At 60.1% G+C, this 16932-nt stretch carries 12 protein-coding genes; 11 read left to right on the forward strand and 1 reads right to left on the reverse strand.

What is annotated here, in order from left to right; translation table 11 throughout:
- Positions 1–126 precede the first annotated feature (126 nt).
- Positions 127–1368, forward strand: a complete 1242-nt coding sequence (locus N5D22_RS22595) for an ROK family transcriptional regulator (RefSeq protein WP_279657610.1) — start codon at positions 127–129, stop codon at positions 1366–1368.
- 18 nt (positions 1369–1386) lie between these two features.
- On the opposite strand, the gene N5D22_RS22600 is transcribed toward N5D22_RS22595, so the two are convergent.
- A complete protein-coding gene (locus N5D22_RS22600; RefSeq protein ID WP_279657611.1) occupies positions 1387–2400 on the reverse strand; it encodes a nitroreductase family protein in 1014 nt (337 codons plus the stop codon).
- 391 nt (positions 2401–2791) lie between these two features.
- Here N5D22_RS22600 and N5D22_RS22605 point away from each other — a divergent pair, with 391 nt between their 5' ends.
- The 10 genes from N5D22_RS22605 to N5D22_RS22650 form a co-directional block, all read left to right on the forward strand.
- Positions 2792–3565, forward strand: a complete 774-nt coding sequence (locus tag N5D22_RS22605) for an aspartate/glutamate racemase family protein (RefSeq protein ID WP_279657612.1) — start codon at positions 2792–2794, stop codon at positions 3563–3565.
- A 24-nt stretch (positions 3566–3589) separates the two neighbouring features.
- Positions 3590–4522, forward strand: coding sequence for an ABC transporter permease (locus N5D22_RS22610; RefSeq protein WP_279657613.1), 933 nt, complete (start codon positions 3590–3592; stop codon positions 4520–4522).
- Positions 4522–5325, forward strand: coding sequence for an ABC transporter permease (locus tag N5D22_RS22615; RefSeq protein WP_279659067.1), 804 nt, complete (start codon positions 4522–4524; stop codon positions 5323–5325). Before N5D22_RS22610 ends, N5D22_RS22615 begins: the two co-directional genes overlap by 1 nt.
- Positions 5326–5380: 55 nt before the next feature.
- Positions 5381–6484, forward strand: a complete 1104-nt coding sequence (locus N5D22_RS22620; RefSeq protein WP_279657615.1) for an ABC transporter substrate-binding protein — start codon at positions 5381–5383, stop codon at positions 6482–6484.
- A gap of 65 nt (positions 6485–6549) precedes the next feature.
- Positions 6550–7608: an ABC transporter ATP-binding protein gene (locus N5D22_RS22625; protein ID WP_279657616.1), complete on the forward strand. Its 1059-nt coding sequence runs from the start codon at positions 6550–6552 to the stop codon at positions 7606–7608.
- 99 nt (positions 7609–7707) lie between these two features.
- On the forward strand, positions 7708–9249 hold the full coding sequence (locus N5D22_RS22630; protein WP_279657617.1) for a hydantoinase/oxoprolinase family protein: 1542 nt from the start codon (positions 7708–7710) through the stop codon (positions 9247–9249).
- A gap of 10 nt (positions 9250–9259) precedes the next feature.
- On the forward strand, positions 9260–10348 hold the full coding sequence (locus N5D22_RS22635) for a DUF917 domain-containing protein (protein WP_279657618.1): 1089 nt from the start codon (positions 9260–9262) through the stop codon (positions 10346–10348).
- 1 nt (position 10349) lies between these two features.
- Complete coding sequence (locus tag N5D22_RS22640; protein WP_279657619.1) at positions 10350–11438, forward strand: DUF917 domain-containing protein; 1089 nt, start codon at positions 10350–10352, stop codon at positions 11436–11438.
- Between the two features lie 174 nt (positions 11439–11612).
- The gene (locus N5D22_RS22645; RefSeq protein ID WP_279657620.1) at positions 11613–14273 is read left to right on the forward strand and encodes a LuxR C-terminal-related transcriptional regulator; all 2661 of its coding nucleotides are present in this window, start codon (positions 11613–11615) and stop codon (positions 14271–14273) included.
- Positions 14274–14528: 255 nt separating this feature from the next.
- A partial coding sequence (locus tag N5D22_RS22650) for a TonB-dependent receptor (RefSeq protein ID WP_279703371.1) occupies positions 14529–16932 on the forward strand: 2404 nt, incomplete at its 3' end.

Here is a 16932-nt window from a genome sequence, read left to right on the forward strand (position 1 = left end):
ATCATGCGCAGAATTATGAATTCCGGAATATGTCTGGATTTTGCGCGAAATCCTGGCAGGCAGCCTCGCAAATCGCTCGGCCACGTGCCAGACACTCGGAGACGCCCTGAGGAACGGGAAAAGGCAATGGCAAGCACAACCTCCGGACAAGGGTCAACTGCCCGCGAATGGCAAGGCGATCTCAACGCGATCAAGACAAGCGCGGCGCTCTTGTCGCTTGTCGGATCGGGTCGTGCCCGCTCGCGAAGCGCCCTGACCGAACTTTCCGGTCTTTCGCGGGCGACCGTACATCAGAAACTCGCAGGCCTGATCGATGCGGGGCTGATCCGCGAGACGGAAGAAACCCTTCCGAGCGGTGGCCGCCCCACACGCGCCCTCGACCTCAACCGTGACTTTGCTGTCGTCCTGTGCGCCGACATTGGCGAGCAGCATATCCGCGTCGCCGTCACCGACCTGCAACCGCGCATCCTGGCGGAAATCTCGGAAACCTTCGATATTCTGCTCGGCCCTGCGGTGGTTCTCAGCTGGATCGAAGAGCAATTCGAGGCGCTTCTGTCGAGGATCGGCAAAACGACCGGCGACGTGCTGGGCATCGGCATAGGCCTGCCCGCTCCTGTCGATTACGCCAACGGCCGGGTCGTTGGCCCTTCCGTGATGGTGGGATGGGACAATTTTGAAATCCGGCAATATCTTGAAGAGAAATTCAGCGTTCCCGTCTACGCCGAAAACGACGTAAACCTTCTGGCCTTGAGCGACCATCGGCAACGACGGACGAATGTCAGCGAGATGGTGTTCGTAAAGGTCGGGACAGGCATTGGCAGCGGCATCATCACGGAAGGCCGCCTTTATCGCGGCGCACAGGGTGCGGCGGGCGATATCGGCCATATCCAGTTCGCGCGCGAGCCGGCACCGCTCTGCCGTTGCGGCAAGATCGGCTGTGTCGAGGCGCGCGCCGCCGGCTGGGCGATCGCACGCGAATTGCGGAAAGAGGGCATCGAGGCGCACACAGCCCGTGACGTGACACGGCTGGTCGAGCTTGGCCAACCGCTTGCCATTCACCTCGTCAGGGAATCCGGCCGAATTCTCGGTGAGGTCATGACGAGCCTCGTCAGCATCCTGAACCCGCAGATGATCGTCATCGGCGGTACTCTTGCCGTCGTCAACGACCACCTTCTGGCCGGCATACGCGAGCTGGTCTACAAGCGCTCGCTTCCCCTGGCGACCAGGGAGCTGGAGCTGGTGATCTCGCCCCCTGACCCTGATGCGGGCATCATGGGCGCTGCTATTCTCGTGGTCGAGGAACAGATGAAGGCGCAGAACGTCGAAACGGTGATTTTGCGTCACAGTGCGCACCCGGCGCTCAAGTGAACGAGAAGGCGTGCGCCGTCACGCATTGGACAACGGCGGCTCGCACAGCAGGACTTGTTCGATTGGCCGGCGTCGGGAAACCGGCACCGAAAAACTCTCGACCATGTGACCAAAGCCGATCAGCGTGATTATGACATGCGATTGGCCCAGGCCAAGAAGGCTGCGCATGGCGCGATCTTCCTCCATTGTCGCACTCCAGTTCAGCATGCAGGCGCCGAGACCTTCCGCGTGCAGCCCAAGCGCAAGCGTCATGGCAAACATGCCGCCATCCACCCATCCCTGATTTCTCTCGCCGATCGTGTTCCAGTTCCGGAGATCGACCGTGACGACAAAGACCCCGCCAAGCTGGTCTCCGAAACCGCGATTGCCCTGATGATGCGAAAGTACCCGCTGGATAGACCCCCTGTCCGTAAAGGCGAGAATTTTCGTCGTCTGCCGATTGCAGCTTGAGGGCGATTGCATGGCCGCCATCACCGCCCGCTCGATTTTCTCCGGCTCTACCGGTCTTGACCGATCATACTGACGAATGCTGTGACGCGCACCCATGAACCCCATGAAATCGCAGGCCGCCGCCGCACGAATGGCGTGCGCCGAAACAGCTTCGCTTCCGGCGGCACAGGGAGAAGACATGGTGTTTAATTCAAGCAGGTCATCGAGAAGCTTTTGCGCCTCCCGTACATCGGCTCCGTTTGCGGCATTGTAGGCCACATAGGCCATCAATACGCCAAGCCCGTTATTGGTCGCCGCATCGGGACCGTAACTTTCGATGTAGCGGGAGACTTCCGCCGCCAGCAAACGCACCTTGTCGATCCCGAAACCGGCGCGGGGATCACTGAGCGACAGGCCGTATTCCAGCATATGGGACAGCAGCCTGATGTGCGCTTCCAGATTTTGACGCTCGCGCGGACCGTCAATGAAGCTGGAGGCCCTGTACCTGCGAAAATCATAAACGAAATTCCGCACAAGCGTGACGAAGCTTTGCAAACGCGACAAAGTTCCGAAGCTGGCCGGCGCGATCCTGGCAACTGGCATCTGGGCCTCCATGAAAGGGTTCACTCTGGATGTGGAGAACCATCACCACGCTCTCTTCCGCTGTCAAATGACGCGAAAACGTCAAAAAATGCCTTGTTTCGCGACTTTGTGCGGCCAATATTTAATCAAACGCCGGAAATGCATCTGTTTTATGCATCAATACCTATCCAAAAGGATAGGAAACTTGCTTTGCAGCCACCCATACTACCCACCCGAAAGAGCGAAGACCCTATTCGCCAAAACCCTTCCGTCCGACGGCAAGCCGATGCACCGTAAGACATCGAACCAAGGCCCGGCGCCCGGCTTTTCAATGCGCCGGATACGCAATTTTCAAGGCTTGAGTTCTGCCGCGCATAAGCGGGCTGTTGCGGCACCAGAGGAGGTATCGAGAATGCGTGACAATATCGTCCATGTTCGTGTCGTATCCCCCATTGTCACGCGAGGTTTTCGCAAGCTGGCGGATCTCAGGGCGCTGGAATATCCGGGCATCAGCCTCTCCCATGCCGAAATAGCCACAGGGCCCGGCTCGATCGAAAGCGAGTTCGAGGCGGCGATCTCGGTTCCGGGCACGCTGCTGGAAGTGATACGGGCTGAGCGTGAAGGCGTCGACGCGGTGATCATAGACTGCATGGGTGACCCCGGCCTTCGTCCGGCCCGTGAGGTTTCCGGCACGCTCGTCCTCGGTCCATGTCAAACCGGCATGCATGTTGCGTCCATGCTGGGACACAAGTTCTCGGTGATCACCGTCATGCGCCGCCTGATACCGTCCTTTGAAAATACCGCCGCCCTTTGTGGCCTTTCCAGCAAACTGGCATCCGTGCGCAGTGTCGATATTCCCGTGCTCGATCTTGAGGCGGACCTTGCGGCCACCGCCCGTCGCCTGGTGGAGGAAGGCAGGAAGGCTGTCGAGGAAGACGGCGCGGAAGCCTTGATCTTTGGCTGCACCGGTTTGATGGGATGCGCCACGGGACTGCGCGAGGGGCTGCTGGAAAAAGGCATCGACGTTCCCGTCATCGATCCCATCCCGACGGCAGTTTCGATGGCCGCTGGCCTTGTGCGGGCAGGCCTCACGCAAAGCCGGACGACTTACCCCGCCCCGCCTCACAAGGAGTTGCTGGGCTATGATGAGCTGCGCGGCGTTATGATGCCGCAGGCGGCGGAATAAGCATCAGGGAGTGAGACAGGGCAGATGGCGGCAACGGCAATAACGACGGCATCCACAAAAGAACAGGAGGTATCGGCGACCACGAGCCAACGACGGGGTTTCACCAATGGTGCGGGCTTCTGGTTGCTGGTTTTGCCTGCATTGCTGTTCTTCATCGTGTTTTTCGTCGTCCCGACGGCGTCGCTGTTCGGCCTTGCCTTCAACAAATCCGTGGCGGGCGTCATTACACTTTCCAGCGACATTACCTTCGATAATTTCGTTCGTATTTTCACCCGTTCCATTTATTACGAGTCGATCCTGCGTTCGGCCGGTATTTCGGCGGCGGTGGCGCTCGTTTGCCTCGTGTTCGGTTATCCGCTGGCCTATGTCATTGCCAAGGCGGTCAATCCCGGCCGCAATACGCTGCTGATGATCCTCGTCTTGTCGTCGATGCAGCTCGACATGGTCATCCGGCTTTACGGCTTGATGGTGCTGCTGGGCGACAACGGCCTCATCAACGGCGTGCTCTTACGCCTCGGCGTCATTTCTGAGCCGCTGCCGCTGATGTATAATATCTTCGGCGTCATTGTCGGGCTGGTGCAGATCACCTTGCCTTTCATGATCCTCTCGCTGATCGGCATCATCAAATCCATTCACCCCTCGCTGGAAGAAGCAGCCAGATCCCTCGGCGCCTCCCGCACCAAAGCGTTCTTCTCCGTCGTGCTGCCCCTGTCGATGCCCGGTATTCTGGCGGGTACCCTCCTCGTCTTCGCGCTCGCCATTTCATCCTATGTCGTGCCGGCGCTGATGGGCGGCTGGAAGGTCATGGTCATGCCGATCCATATCTATCAGCAGGTCGCGGAAACCGGGCGCTGGCAGTTCGGCGCGTCGATCGCGGTCGTGCTCTTCGTCACCAGCCTGATGGCGATCGCCGTTTACCACCGCGCCGCCATGCGCACCACGGGAGGACGCAGCTGATGCGCGAAGAGACTTCCATTCCGCTCGTCTTCAAACTCCTCTCGGCATTGACGCTCACCGTCCTTTTGACACCGGTCGTCATCGTCATCCTGTCCGGTCTCAATTCCGGCGACTATCTCACCTTCCCGCCGCAGGGCTTCTCGTTACGCTGGGTCTACGCCTTTCTGACCTCGCCAACCTTCCTTTCCGCCTATGGCGTCTCCTTTCTGGTGGCGGGCATATCGACCGCGATTTCCACCGTACTCGGCACCATGGCGGCGCTGTTCCTGACACGTTCGACCAGCATCGTCGTTGGGCCGTTGCGCGCCTTTTTCATGATGCCAATCGTGCTGCCCGGCGTCGTGCTCGGCCTCGCACTTTATGTTTTCTATGTCACAAGCGGCATCGGACTTGCCCGCAGCATGGCCGGGCTGGTGATCGGCCACGTCATCGTCACCTGCCCCTTCGTCATCGCCACAGTTACGGCGGCACTGGTGGGTTTCGACCGCAGCCTGGAAGAGGCTGCCCGCTCGCTTGGCGCCTCGCCCTTCACCGCATTCCGGCTGGTGACGCTGAAGATCATTTCTCCCGCCATCTCGGCGGGCACGATCTTCGCATTCATCATTTCATTCGGGCAGTTCGAGGTGACGCTGTTTCTCTCCACGCCGAACCTGCAGACGCTGCCGATGGCGATGTATGTGGCGCTGCGCTACGCCTTCGAACCGACTGCGGCAGCCGCAGGCATCTTCGCCATCATTCTCGTCGTCGTTTCGATGGTGGCAACGTCCAAGCTCGTCAATCTGAAACGCATTTTCGGCGGCTGAAACCGCCGGGGATATGACCGTATCCATAAGTTCGAACAACAAGGGGAACATGGACATGACCGTAAAGACATTCGATCCCAACCGCCGCAAGCTTCTGAAGCTCGGTGCGGCGGCGGCAACCCTGCCGCTCTTCAACATCAACCACGCCTTCTCCCAGGATGTGACCTATGATGGCTCCGTCTTCGACGCCGGCGGTGCGGTGCTGCGCATCGGCGAATGGGGCGGCCCGTGGGGTGAACTGGTGCACAAATATCTGCTGACCGACTTCGCAAAAGATTTCAATTGCAAGATCGAGTACGATTCCACCTGGCCGTGGTTTCCGAAATTCGTCGCCAATGGCCCGAAAAAGCCGCCGCTCGACATCACCAACTGGAACCTGCCGGAAATGTTCAAGACGGCGGGCGCCGGTGATTTCTTCCATACCATCGATGAAATCCTGCCCAATGTTCCGAATGGCAAGAATCTCTGGCCTTTCGCCACCTCGAACGGCGTCGGCGTCACCTGGGCTTTCAACCAGTATGTGCACGCCTACCGCACCGACCTCGTCAACCCGCCGCCTTCGAGCTTCAAGGATATGTGGAAGCCGGAATTTGCGGGCAAACGCGGCACCTACATCACCTCCAACACGTTGCAGATGGACTTTTTCCTGGTCGCCTGCTCGCTGTTCGGCAAGGATCAGTACGATCTGAAGGCCGGTTACGCGGCGATGAAGGAATTGATGCCCGCGAAGATCTCCGACTTCACCGGCAACATGCAGACACTGATGGATCGCGGCGAAGTCGTGATGGCGGTGCAGAGCGATGCCGAACCGATGCAGGCGCGCGACAAGGGCGCTCCGTTCGCCGTCATGTACTGGAAGGAACTTCAGCCGATCCTCACCCAGACCTACACCGTCAGCCGCTATTCGGAGCCGACCCAGAAGAAGCTCGCCTATGCGCTGCTGAACCGGGCGCTGGAGCCCTCCTTCATGACCAACATGGGCAAGGAATTCTACCTGCGCCCCACCGTCTCCAATGCCGTCCTGCCGGACAATCTCGTCAAGGCAGGTATCGTCAACAGCGCCGACGCCACCAAGAGTTTCTGGCTGCCGGACTGGAAGGCCTATCTCGAAAACGAGGATGAAATCGTCGAAACCGTGAACGAGATTTTCGCGGGCTGATACCGAAACAGGCGGGCGGCCGGAAAGGCCGTCCGTCAGGGCGACATGAAGGATAATCGGATACGATGTCGGATATTCAACTCAAAAATCTCGTCAAGTCCTATGGCGAAAACGTCGCGGTCGCCGGTATCGATCTGCATATCGAACAGGGCGAATTCTTTTCGCTGTTGGGACCGTCCGGCTGCGGCAAGTCCACCACACTGCGCATGATTGCCGGCTTCATCCGGCCAAGCTCCGGCCATATATTGATCGGCTCGGACGATGTGACGTTCCTTCCTCCGGAAAAGCGCGATATCGGCATCGTCTTCCAGAATTATGCGATCTTCCCGCATATGAATGTCGCAGAAAACATCGCCTTCGGGCTGAAACTCCGGAAAAAATCGCCTGCCGAGATCGACAGGGCGGTCGGCTCGGCGCTGCGGCAGGTTGGCCTCGTCGGTTATGAAAACCGCTATCAGCGCCAGTTATCGGGCGGTGAGCAACAACGCGTCGCACTTGCCCGCGTGCTGGTCACGCAACCGCGCATCCTGCTTCTGGATGAGCCGCTGTCGGCCCTCGACAAGGCGCTGCGGGAAGAAATGAAATACTGGATCAAGGAGTTGCAAAAAACGCTCGGCATCACGACCGTCTACGTCACCCACGATCAGGACGAGGCGCTGACCATGTCGGACCGGATAGGCGTGATGCAGAAGGCGCGCGTCGAGCAGGTCGGCACGCCGCAGGAAATCTACGAGCGACCGAAAACCCTGTTCGTCACGACGTTCATCGGCCAGTCCAACGTCATCGACGCCACGGTAAAGGGCCGCGACGGCGATCGTCTGGCGGTCGGCTTCGGCGAAAGCACGGCACTGACGCGTCTGCCTGCGGAGGACCTCACCGCCGGTTCGCCGGTCAAGCTGGTGGTTCGCCCGGAAAACGTCATCATCGGTGACCCCGGCACCGGCCTTCCGGCCACCGTCGTCTCGGAAACCTATCAGGGCGCGCTGGTGCGCTACCGCCTTTCGGTCAGCGGCCAGGAAATCGTCGCAGAGCGGCAGAACCAGTCCCATGTCGCAAGGCTCTCACCGGGTCAGGCGATCGGCGTGAGCTGGGACCCGGAAAGATCGGAGGTGCTGGTAGCCTGACGGCCCGGCGCTTCGAAACCAGAAACCGAACGAAACGAAGACGTGCGCGGAGAAGCCTCCGCGGCGACGGGTTTCCTTTGCCAGTGACAGGAGAAAGACATGCGTATAGGCATTGACGTTGGCGGCACGAATACGGACGCCGCCCTTATGGACGGCGCGGCGGTACTTGGCGCCTGCAAAAGCCCGACGACCGCCGATGTTGGTTCGGGCATCGTAGCCGTGCTCAAGAAGCTGCTTGGCATGACCGGCGTTTCAGTGTCGCAAATCCAGGCGGTGATGATCGGCACCACTCATTTCACCAACGCGGTGGTAGAGCGCAAACGGCTCCTGGAAGTGGCGGCCATCCGTCTTGGCCTGCCCGCTACCAAGGGTTTGCCGCCGCTTACCGATTGGCCGAAAGATCTTGCCGATACGCTTGGTCGCCACACCTTCATGCTGCGCGGCGGCCACGAATTCGATGGCCGCACCATCGCGCCGCTCGATGAAGCGGGCCTGCTGGAGGTTGCCCGCACGGTGCGCGAACGCGGACTGAAGACGGCCGCCATTACATCGGTCTTTTCACCGGTCACGCCCGAAATGGAATTGCGCGCGGTGGAAATCCTCAAGAACGAGGTTCCGGACATTTCCGTTTCCCTCAGCCACGAAATCGGCCGCGTCGGGTTTCTGGAGCGTGAGAATGCCTCGATCATGAATGCTTCGCTGGCGGAACTGTCCAGAAAGGTCGTTTCGTCCTTCCGCCAAGCATTGAAGGAACTGGACATCAAGGCACCCTTTTTCATCAGCCAGAACGACGGGACCCTGATGTCGCCCGATTATGTCGAGCGATATCCCGTGCTGACCTTCGCCTCCGGCCCCACCAATTCCATGCGCGGCGCGGCGATGCTGGCGGGCGTCAAGGAAGCGATGGTGGTCGATATTGGCGGCACCACCTCGGATGTCGGCATGCTGGTGCATGGTTTCCCGCGCGAATCCGCCGTCGCTGTCGATATCGGCGGCGTGCGCACCAATTTCCGCATGCCTGACGTACTGGCCATCGGGCTTGGCGGCGGTTCGCTGGTGCGCGACGATGGCGAGCGCATCGGTCCGGATTCCGTGGGCTATGAAATCACCACCAAGGCCTTGGTCTTTGGCGGCGACACGCTGACGACAACGGATATCGTGGTGGCAGCAGGGCTGGAAGATATAGGCGACCGTTCCCGCGTCGCGCATATCCCCGCAAAGACCATCGAAGCCGCGCTCGACACCATGCACCGCATGGTCGATGAGGCGGTGGATCGCATGAAGACCAGCGCCGAGCCTTTGCCCGTCATCCTCGTCGGCGGCGGCTCCATCCTTGTCTCGCGCGATCTGCCCTCCGCCTCGAAGGTCCTGCGGCCGGAAAACGCTTCCGTCGCCAATGCCATCGGTGCGGCCATCGCGCAGGTCGGCGGCGAAGTGGACCGTATCTTCTCACTGGAAGGCACTTCGCGCGATGCAGTTCTGGCCGATGCGAAAGCGGAAGCATCCGACCGCGCCGTCAAGGCGGGCGCCAATCCAGCATCGGTCAAGATCATGGATATCGAGGAGGTGCCCCTCGCCTATCTGCCTGGAAGCGCCACCCGCATCCGGGTCAAGGCAGTCGGCGATCTGGTGATTGGTTGAGGACACCGCGATGAAACTCACACGTGAACATTTGGCTGATCTTGCCGTCGGGGCCGCGTTTCTCGGTACGGGCGGGGGCGGCGACCCCTATGTCGGGCGCATGATGGTGCAGCAATGCCTGGATGAAGGCTGCGAGGTCGAACTAATCGACCCCAGGGATATTTCCGATGATTGCCTTGTCATACCCACCGCGATGATGGGCGCGCCGACCGTTCTGGTGGAAAAAATCCCCTCCGGCGACGAGGCGGTCGCTTCTCTGCGGCGGCTGGAAAAGCGCCTCGGCAAAAAGGCGTCCTACACCATGCCGATCGAGATCGGCGGCATCAACTCCACCATCCCGCTTGTTGTCGGCGCGCGGCTTGGGCTGCCCATCGTCGATGCGGACGGCATGGGCCGTGCTTTCCCTTTCCTCGAAATGGAAACCTTCGGCGTTTACGGCATCTCCGGATCTCCGATGGCGGTCAGCAACGAATGGGGCGACTGCGCCCTGATCGAAGCGGTCGACAACCGCCAGATGGAATGGCTGTCACGTGCGGTTGCGATCCGCATGGGCGGCTGCGCCTACATCGCCGAATATGCGATGAGCGGCGCGGAGGTGAAGCGCACCGCCATTCCCAACACGCTGACACTCGCGATCCGCATCGGTGAAGTGCTGCGCAAGGCGCATGACGAGCATCGCAATCCCATAGAAGCCCTGCTCGGTTTCCTGCCGTCCACGCTCTATCGATACGGCCGCATCATCTTCAAGGGCAAGATCACCGATGTGTTGCGCGAGACCAAGGCCGGTTTCACCATCGGCCGGGCGCGCATAGACGGCATTGCGCCATTCTCCTCGCAGATGGAGATCGAGATCCAGAACGAGAACCTGATTGCAAGGCAGGACGGCAAGGTGCGGGCCATCGTGCCGGACCTGATATCGATCATGAACACCGAAACCGCCGAACCGATCACCAGCGAAAACCTGCGTTATGGCCAGCGTGTCACGGTCGTCGCGGTTTCCGTTCCGGAGATCATGCGAACGCCCGAGGCGCTCGACGTTTTCGGGCCTGCCTGCTTTGGCCTGAAGGAACCCTTTACCTCCATTGAGGAGATTGACTGACATGGCGATCATCACCGATCAGGACATAGACGATCTGGCCGTGGGGGCCGCAGTGCTCGGCACCGGCGGCGGTGGCGATCCCTATATCGGCAAGCTTCTGGCCAAGGCGGCAATCGAAAAATACGGCCCCGTCGATCTATTGGCGCTCGAAGACGTAGCGGATGGTGCTGCCGTCGTCGCCTGTGGCGCCATGGGGGCGCCAACCATTCTCATCGAGAAGATCCCCTCCGGTGACGAAGGCGATATGGCGCTGGAAACCTATGAAGATCATACCGGCATCAACGTCGATGCGATCATTCCTTTCGAGGCGGGCGGCATCAACTCCATGGTGCCGATCATCCTTGCCGCCAAAAAACGCGTCCCGGTCATAGATGCCGACGGCATGGGCCGCGCCTTTCCGCAACTCGAAATGGAAACCTTCAACGTCTACGGCGTGCCCGCAAGCCCCGTCGCCGTGGCGGACGAACGTGGCAACCGCGTGCTGATCGAGACCGACGACGCGGCCAAGGCCGAATGGCTGGCGCGCGGCGTAACGATCCGCATGGGCGGACAGGCCTATATCGTCAATTACGGCATGGACGGCCGGACGGCGAAGAGGGTTTCCGTTCCCGCCACCATGTCGCTCGCTATCGGCATAGGCCGCACGCTGCGGGAAGCGGCGGCAGAGCACCGCAATCCTGTCGAAGCGCTGATTTCGTTTTTCTCCGGTACACATTACGGCCATGCGGAAATCATCACATCCGGCAAGGTTTCCGATGTTGCGCGCAAGGAGCAAAACGGCTGGTCCGTGGGGATTGCCACCATCGAGCCCTTCGATCCATCGAAACCGAAAGTCAAAATCCGTATCCAGAACGAAAATCTTGTGGCGGAGGAAGAGTCCGGCCGCGTTCTTGCCATCGTGCCCGACCTCATCACGATTTTGGATATCGACACGGCCGAAGCGATCACCACCGAGAGATTGCGTTACGGACAGCGGGTGAACGTGCTGGCCGTGCGTGTGCCGCCGATCATGCGCACGCCAGAGGCTCTGGCCGTCTTCGGCCCCGGCGCATTCGGCCTGACACAGCCCTACCAGCCACTCGGCTCTTGACGAATGGCTGACATCGGGCACTGATAATATCCCGCCCTTTTCGAACGACCTTCCGGCAAGGGCGGGTCGTTCACTGGCGAAAGAGAACCGATGCCGAGCCGTGTCTTGCGTGAAAAGCCATCGCATGCCGTAAGAACGTTTACCGGTGCAGGATTGCGGTTCAGCCCGCCGCGAATGCTTTTTTCAAGCATCGAGAGACCTTACCTCCTGTCAAAACTGGCCGCAGGGCTCGCAAGGCAGATTGTGGTCCTGCGGGCGCCGCCCGGTTTCGGCAAGACCGCCATGATGAAGGCGGCCTATGAACGTCTGGTGGACGGCACGCTGATCCTGCCCGGCCTGCACGAGACGGCCGTTTCCCATTGTTCCTGGCTCAACGCTTCAGGCATTGCTTCGCCTGAGCGCTTCGTCAGCGAATTGCTCCAGTCGCTTGGCCTCGCCGCAATGACCGACAAGCAGGATGCCCTGATGAATGCGATGGAAGCCATCGCGCGACGTGACGGTCTCACCATTCTCTTCATCGACAACATTGACGAAATCGACACCGGCGAACAGCACCGGCTGCTGGAGCGGCTCATCCTTTCCGCACCGGACAAGCTGCGCATCGCATTTTCATCTTCCTTTCCTGCGCAATTGCCGCTTGCGCGGTTGAAGGCCCGTGGCGTGCTGGCGGAATTGACTGTCCGGGACCTCGAGTTCGGACGATCGGAACTCCGGCGGCTTCTGTCGCGCGGTGCAACCTCGGCACTTGTCGATCCGCTGATGGAGATCACCCGCGGCTGGCCGGCACTGGCGCAACTCGCAGCCGGCATCATGGCCGGAAACCCGGCAGAAGAGGAGCGTCGCGCGCTTCTCGCCGGAACACACGCCGACCTGACCGATTACGTGCGCGAAACCGTCATCAACCAGCTTTCCCCGGCGCTTCTGTCCATGCTGCGCCGCTTGTCACCGTTTCTGGAATTTCGCCTCGATCTCGCGTCCGATCTCGGTTTGGGCAACCTGCCGAAGGACGATCTGGCGATGCTGGAGGCCATGCATCCCATCATAGAAAACGGGCAGAACGGCTGGCTATCCCTGCATCCGGTGCTTCGCATCTGCCTGGAGCGTGATACCGCATTCGTTTCGGAAGAAGAAAAAAAGTCGCTTCATCGGCAGGCCGCTGCCTGGTTCGCAACACGTGCCCATCTGGAGCGCGCCGTTTCGCATGCGGCCCAGAGCGGTGATTTCCATATGGCGGGAGAGATCATCGGAAAGGCCGGCGGCGTCGATATTTTCCTGAGGGCGGGTCATCAGGTACTGGAGCATCTGATCGACAACTTTCCACCGGAAATCCTGCATGCCTCACCAGGCCTGATGGTCTGCTATGCCGTGGTGCTTTCCAAGCGCGGAAATGCGGCGGCCGGGCGCGAGCGGCTCGATATTCTGAAACATGACGGCGAATGGTCCGCTGCAGCACTCGCGGCCGTCGACCGCAGCGTCCTCGACCATATCGACAGCCTGATCGACGTTTACGAGGACCGGCGGATGAGCGCCGCCGAGGCCCAACGGCTGGAACGCGCCGCCGCCGCCTTGCCGCCGCATGCGACATGGGAGCTGGCCTGGCTCTTCAACCACCTGTGCATCATCTATACCCGCACGGGTGAACTGGAGCAGGCACGCCGGGCGGCGTTGAAGGCTCTCGGATATTATCGCGAGGAAAAGACGCCCTATGCACAGGTCTTTATGCTCATCCACCTCGGCCTCGTCAGCACTCTGACGGGCGAATTTTCGGCGGCCCTGCAGTTTTGCCGGGAGGCCGAGGAGCTGGTGGAACGGGTGCACTGGACAGACCGCAACCTGCTCGCCATCGTTCATCTCGCAACAGCCGATGTGCTTTATCAGCAAGGTGAGGTCCTTCATGTCGAACAGACCTTAACGGAATGCGTGGAGCCGCTGATCCGTGGGGAAAGCTGGGTGGACCTGTTCACACGCCTGTTCTGGCTACTGGCCCGCAGCCGCCTTCAGGTCAGCGGCTTTGACGCCGCCGCCACGGCACTGGACAAAGCCGAGGAAGTGGCGGTGGAACGTAATCTGCCACGGCTCAAGACGGCGGCTGCGATCATGCGTGTCGACCTGCTTGTCAGGGCTGGCATGATAGAGTCGGCAACGCAGGCCATGGAGCGGGCAAAATCCCTCCAACAGGCAGGCGGTAGCGACAACTGGACCTGGCGCGAGGCATATGATCTTGAAATCGCGGCCGCCCGGCTGGCACTTGCGCAGGGACAGACGCTGCCGGCGCTGCAAACACTCGAAACCCTGATCGTTTCCGCCAAGGCGTCAGGCCGGGCGTATCACCGCATGCTGGCCGAAATCATGGCGGTACAGGCCTCATGGAAGGCGGGCCGGCAACAGCACGCCTTCGCCTATCTGCAATCGGCCATCGCTCTTGCCCGCGCTCATGAAGCGACGCAGCTCTTTACGGACGAGGGGCATGATCTGGCGACCACATTGCGCGCCATTGTGCGCCGTTTCGGACTGAAGGTATTCAGCCCCGACGCCGTGGAATTCATGAGCCGCATCGTCGGACACGGCCTCGGCCGCCAGCCGCGCACGGTACCTTCGCTGCGTCATAATGAAGATGGCGCCGCCCACGCCGCCGGTCTGTTGAGCAGCCGCGAAATCACTGTTCTAAAACTTCTCTCCGAAGGCCGCAGCAACAAGGAAATCGCCCGCGACCTGGGACTTTCGGAAGCGACTGTGAAATTCCACCTGAAAAACATCTATGCGAAACTCGGGGTCAGCCGTCGCGGCATGGCGGTCTCTGTAAGCAAACACCTTAAGTTGACTGAACGCGAGTGACGGGTCAGCGTCACCTTTCTAATCAACGACATAGCGAAGAAAACAGCCTTCGCGCGCAGGCCGCAAAAGCTCCATCGACTTTTGTGGGTCAGCTGCACGCTCGAGGCGAATCCCTCTTCTTTTTTCAAGCTCGATAATTTTTTCAACAGAACGTCCCAGATCCCGAAACCCAAACGTCTATTTCACAAGCGAGTGTTTCGCACGCATTTGACAATGAGTTGCGCGTGTCGACTGCCGCAGGATTTGGGGGTTTTGATGAACAAGATAATTTCCGTACCACAAGCGGCCAGATCGGCCCTGCGGGCGGTGCTTCTGGCCGGCGCTGCGATTGCTGTGAGCCCGGCTCTACCGGCGATGGTGAACGCGGCAAGGGCGCAATCGGCTGAACGGGCGATTTCGGTCCCTGCCGGACCTCTCACTCCGGCATTGAACAGTCTTGCCGCACAGACGGGACTGCAAATCCTCTTCGACGCATCCGTCGCCGCGGGCAAGAGAACCGCCGGCGTCACCGGCACCCTCACCCCGGAACGGGCGCTGAACGCCGTGCTGGCGGGCACCAGTGTCACTGCCCGCTTTGCCGGCAGCAACCAGGTAACCCTGTCGAGCGGCCCCGGCCTTTCGGCCGAAGGCATCGCACAGGACGGCACGACCGTACTGGATGCCATCACCATTTACGGCGCGCGCGACGCGACGACGCTGAACAACACGACGGCGAGCGTCGGCATCGTCACCGCAAAGGCCATAGAGGACGGCCAGATCAGATATACGCAGGATGCTTACCGGCGGCTTGCCAACGTGCTCGACAGCGCGACAGTCAATGCCGGTTTCGTCATTCGCGGCATGAGTTCCGAAGGTTTCGTCCCCGGCGGCGCGCCGGTCGGGTCGCTTTACGTCGATGGCATTCTCCAGACCCGTTATAATGCCCGCTTCGGTGCGCGAAGCCTCTGGGATGTGGAACAGGTCGAAGTTTATCGTGGCCCGCAATCGACGCTCTCCGGCCGCGCCGCCATGTCGGGCGCGATCTACATCAAGTCGAAGGATCCGACCTTCGACAAGGGCCTGGAACTGTCCAGCACCGTCGGCAACAACAACCGGGTCGGCTCCGGCTTCGTCGTCAATACGCCGGTTGTCGAGGATCAGGTGGCATTGCGCATTTCCGGTGCGTTCGAGCGTTCCCGTTCGGATGTTTCCTATTCGAATTTCAGAGACTACGCCGGCTATGACGACCTGACCACGGATATCAGCCGCAACATTCGCGCGAAGGTGCTCGTAACCCCGTCCGAGATGCCGGATACACGCGCCCTATTGACCTACGCCTATTCGAAAGATCGCCCGAATGACCGGCTGGTCGGCCTCTATGACGGGCGCGGCGATTTCAACAACAATCCCGATACCTACACGGAGTTCCGCTGGACCGAGGTTCATAATGTCGGTCTCGAAATAACCCATGACTTCTCCGACAGCCTGCGATTCACCTCCCAGACCGGCTTTCAATACGGCATAAACACACGCCGCTCCGTCGATGCGGGCACGCCCGGTCTGGTCACCGGTATCTGGGGTACCGATGACGATTCGATATTCACCCAGGAACTTCGCCTGAACTACGAAGGAGAACGGTGGAAGTGGGTCGCTGGCCTTTTTGGCAGCCGTCAGGTCTTCGAAGGCTGGTCGCGTTTTGTCGCGGAAGTACCGGGCATACCCATGCCCGCGCAGCTTGACGACCAGCAGAATCGCAAGACCTCGAACCTCGCCGCTTTCGGCGAGGCGACCTATGAGTTCGCGCCGAGCTGGTTCATCACCGCCGGCGGTCGTCTGGACTATCTCGAGGAAACAAATACGGAGCTGAACTCCTTCGTCTTTTACGGAATGGATCCCTTCTTTTCCGGAGGACCCGCATCCTTCGACGAGTTGAATTTCGTACCCAAGATCGGCCTCTCCAAGGAATTCGGCGACAACCAAACCGTCGGCTTCACCTACACACAGGGTTTCCGTTCGGGAGGCTCCTATGTCAATCGCAGCGATCCCGCCTTCCCCCTCGTGACCTACGAACCGGAATATTCCCAGAGCTACGAGCTTTCTTATAAGGGAACCCTGCTGGACGACCGGCTCACCCTCAATGCCAATCTTTTTTATACCAAATATGAAGATCAGCAGATCGAAATCCGTCCCCCGTCTCTCATTCCGGGATATCGCATAACGGAAAATGCCGCGTCATCGCGCGCGTGGGGTTTTGAAATCGAGCCGACCTATCAGGTGACCGACCAGTTCTCGGCTTTCGCCTCGATCGGTTATCTGAACACAAGGTTCCTCGAATTCGATCACGGCGGTCTGGGCGAGCAGTCCGGAAAATCCTTCCCCGAAGCGCCGGAATGGACCCTCGGCTTCGGCGGGCGTTATGAGTTCGAGAACGGCGTCTATGTCGGCGCGGATGCCAAATATACCACGGAATATAATTCACGCTTCGGCACACGCGGCATGTACGAAATCGACTCCCGCTTCATCGTCAACGCCCAGCTCGGCTTCAAGAAGGACAATTGGGAGATAACCGCCTTTGCGGAAAACCTCACCGACGAAAAATACTTCACCGTTGTTGATCCGGACGCGGCCCTGCCATTCGGGCAGGCCGGCCAAAGACGGTCGTTCGGGGTCAATCTCCGTG

The sequence above is a fragment of the Agrobacterium sp. GD03872 genome, assembly GCF_029840625.1.
GTDB classification, from domain to species: Bacteria; Pseudomonadota; Alphaproteobacteria; order Rhizobiales; family Rhizobiaceae; genus Agrobacterium; species Agrobacterium fabrum_A.

Excerpts from the sequence above, each read along its gene's own strand:
- N5D22_RS22595 (WP_279657610.1), top strand. The coding sequence starts at position 127 with ATGGCAAGCACAACCTCCGGACAAGGGTCAACTGCCCGCGAATGGCAA.
- N5D22_RS22600 (WP_279657611.1), bottom strand. The coding sequence starts at position 2,400 with ATGCCAGTTGCCAGGATCGCGCCGGCCAGCTTCGGAACTTTGTCGCGT.
- N5D22_RS22605 (WP_279657612.1), top strand. The coding sequence starts at position 2,792 with ATGCGTGACAATATCGTCCATGTTCGTGTCGTATCCCCCATTGTCACG.
- N5D22_RS22610 (WP_279657613.1), top strand. The coding sequence starts at position 3,590 with ATGGCGGCAACGGCAATAACGACGGCATCCACAAAAGAACAGGAGGTA.
- N5D22_RS22615 (WP_279659067.1), top strand. The coding sequence starts at position 4,522 with ATGCGCGAAGAGACTTCCATTCCGCTCGTCTTCAAACTCCTCTCGGCA.
- N5D22_RS22620 (WP_279657615.1), top strand. The coding sequence starts at position 5,381 with ATGACCGTAAAGACATTCGATCCCAACCGCCGCAAGCTTCTGAAGCTC.
- N5D22_RS22625 (WP_279657616.1), top strand. The coding sequence starts at position 6,550 with ATGTCGGATATTCAACTCAAAAATCTCGTCAAGTCCTATGGCGAAAAC.
- N5D22_RS22630 (WP_279657617.1), top strand. The coding sequence starts at position 7,708 with ATGCGTATAGGCATTGACGTTGGCGGCACGAATACGGACGCCGCCCTT.
- N5D22_RS22635 (WP_279657618.1), top strand. The coding sequence starts at position 9,260 with ATGAAACTCACACGTGAACATTTGGCTGATCTTGCCGTCGGGGCCGCG.
- N5D22_RS22640 (WP_279657619.1), top strand. The coding sequence starts at position 10,350 with ATGGCGATCATCACCGATCAGGACATAGACGATCTGGCCGTGGGGGCC.
- N5D22_RS22645 (WP_279657620.1), top strand. The coding sequence starts at position 11,613 with ATGCTTTTTTCAAGCATCGAGAGACCTTACCTCCTGTCAAAACTGGCC.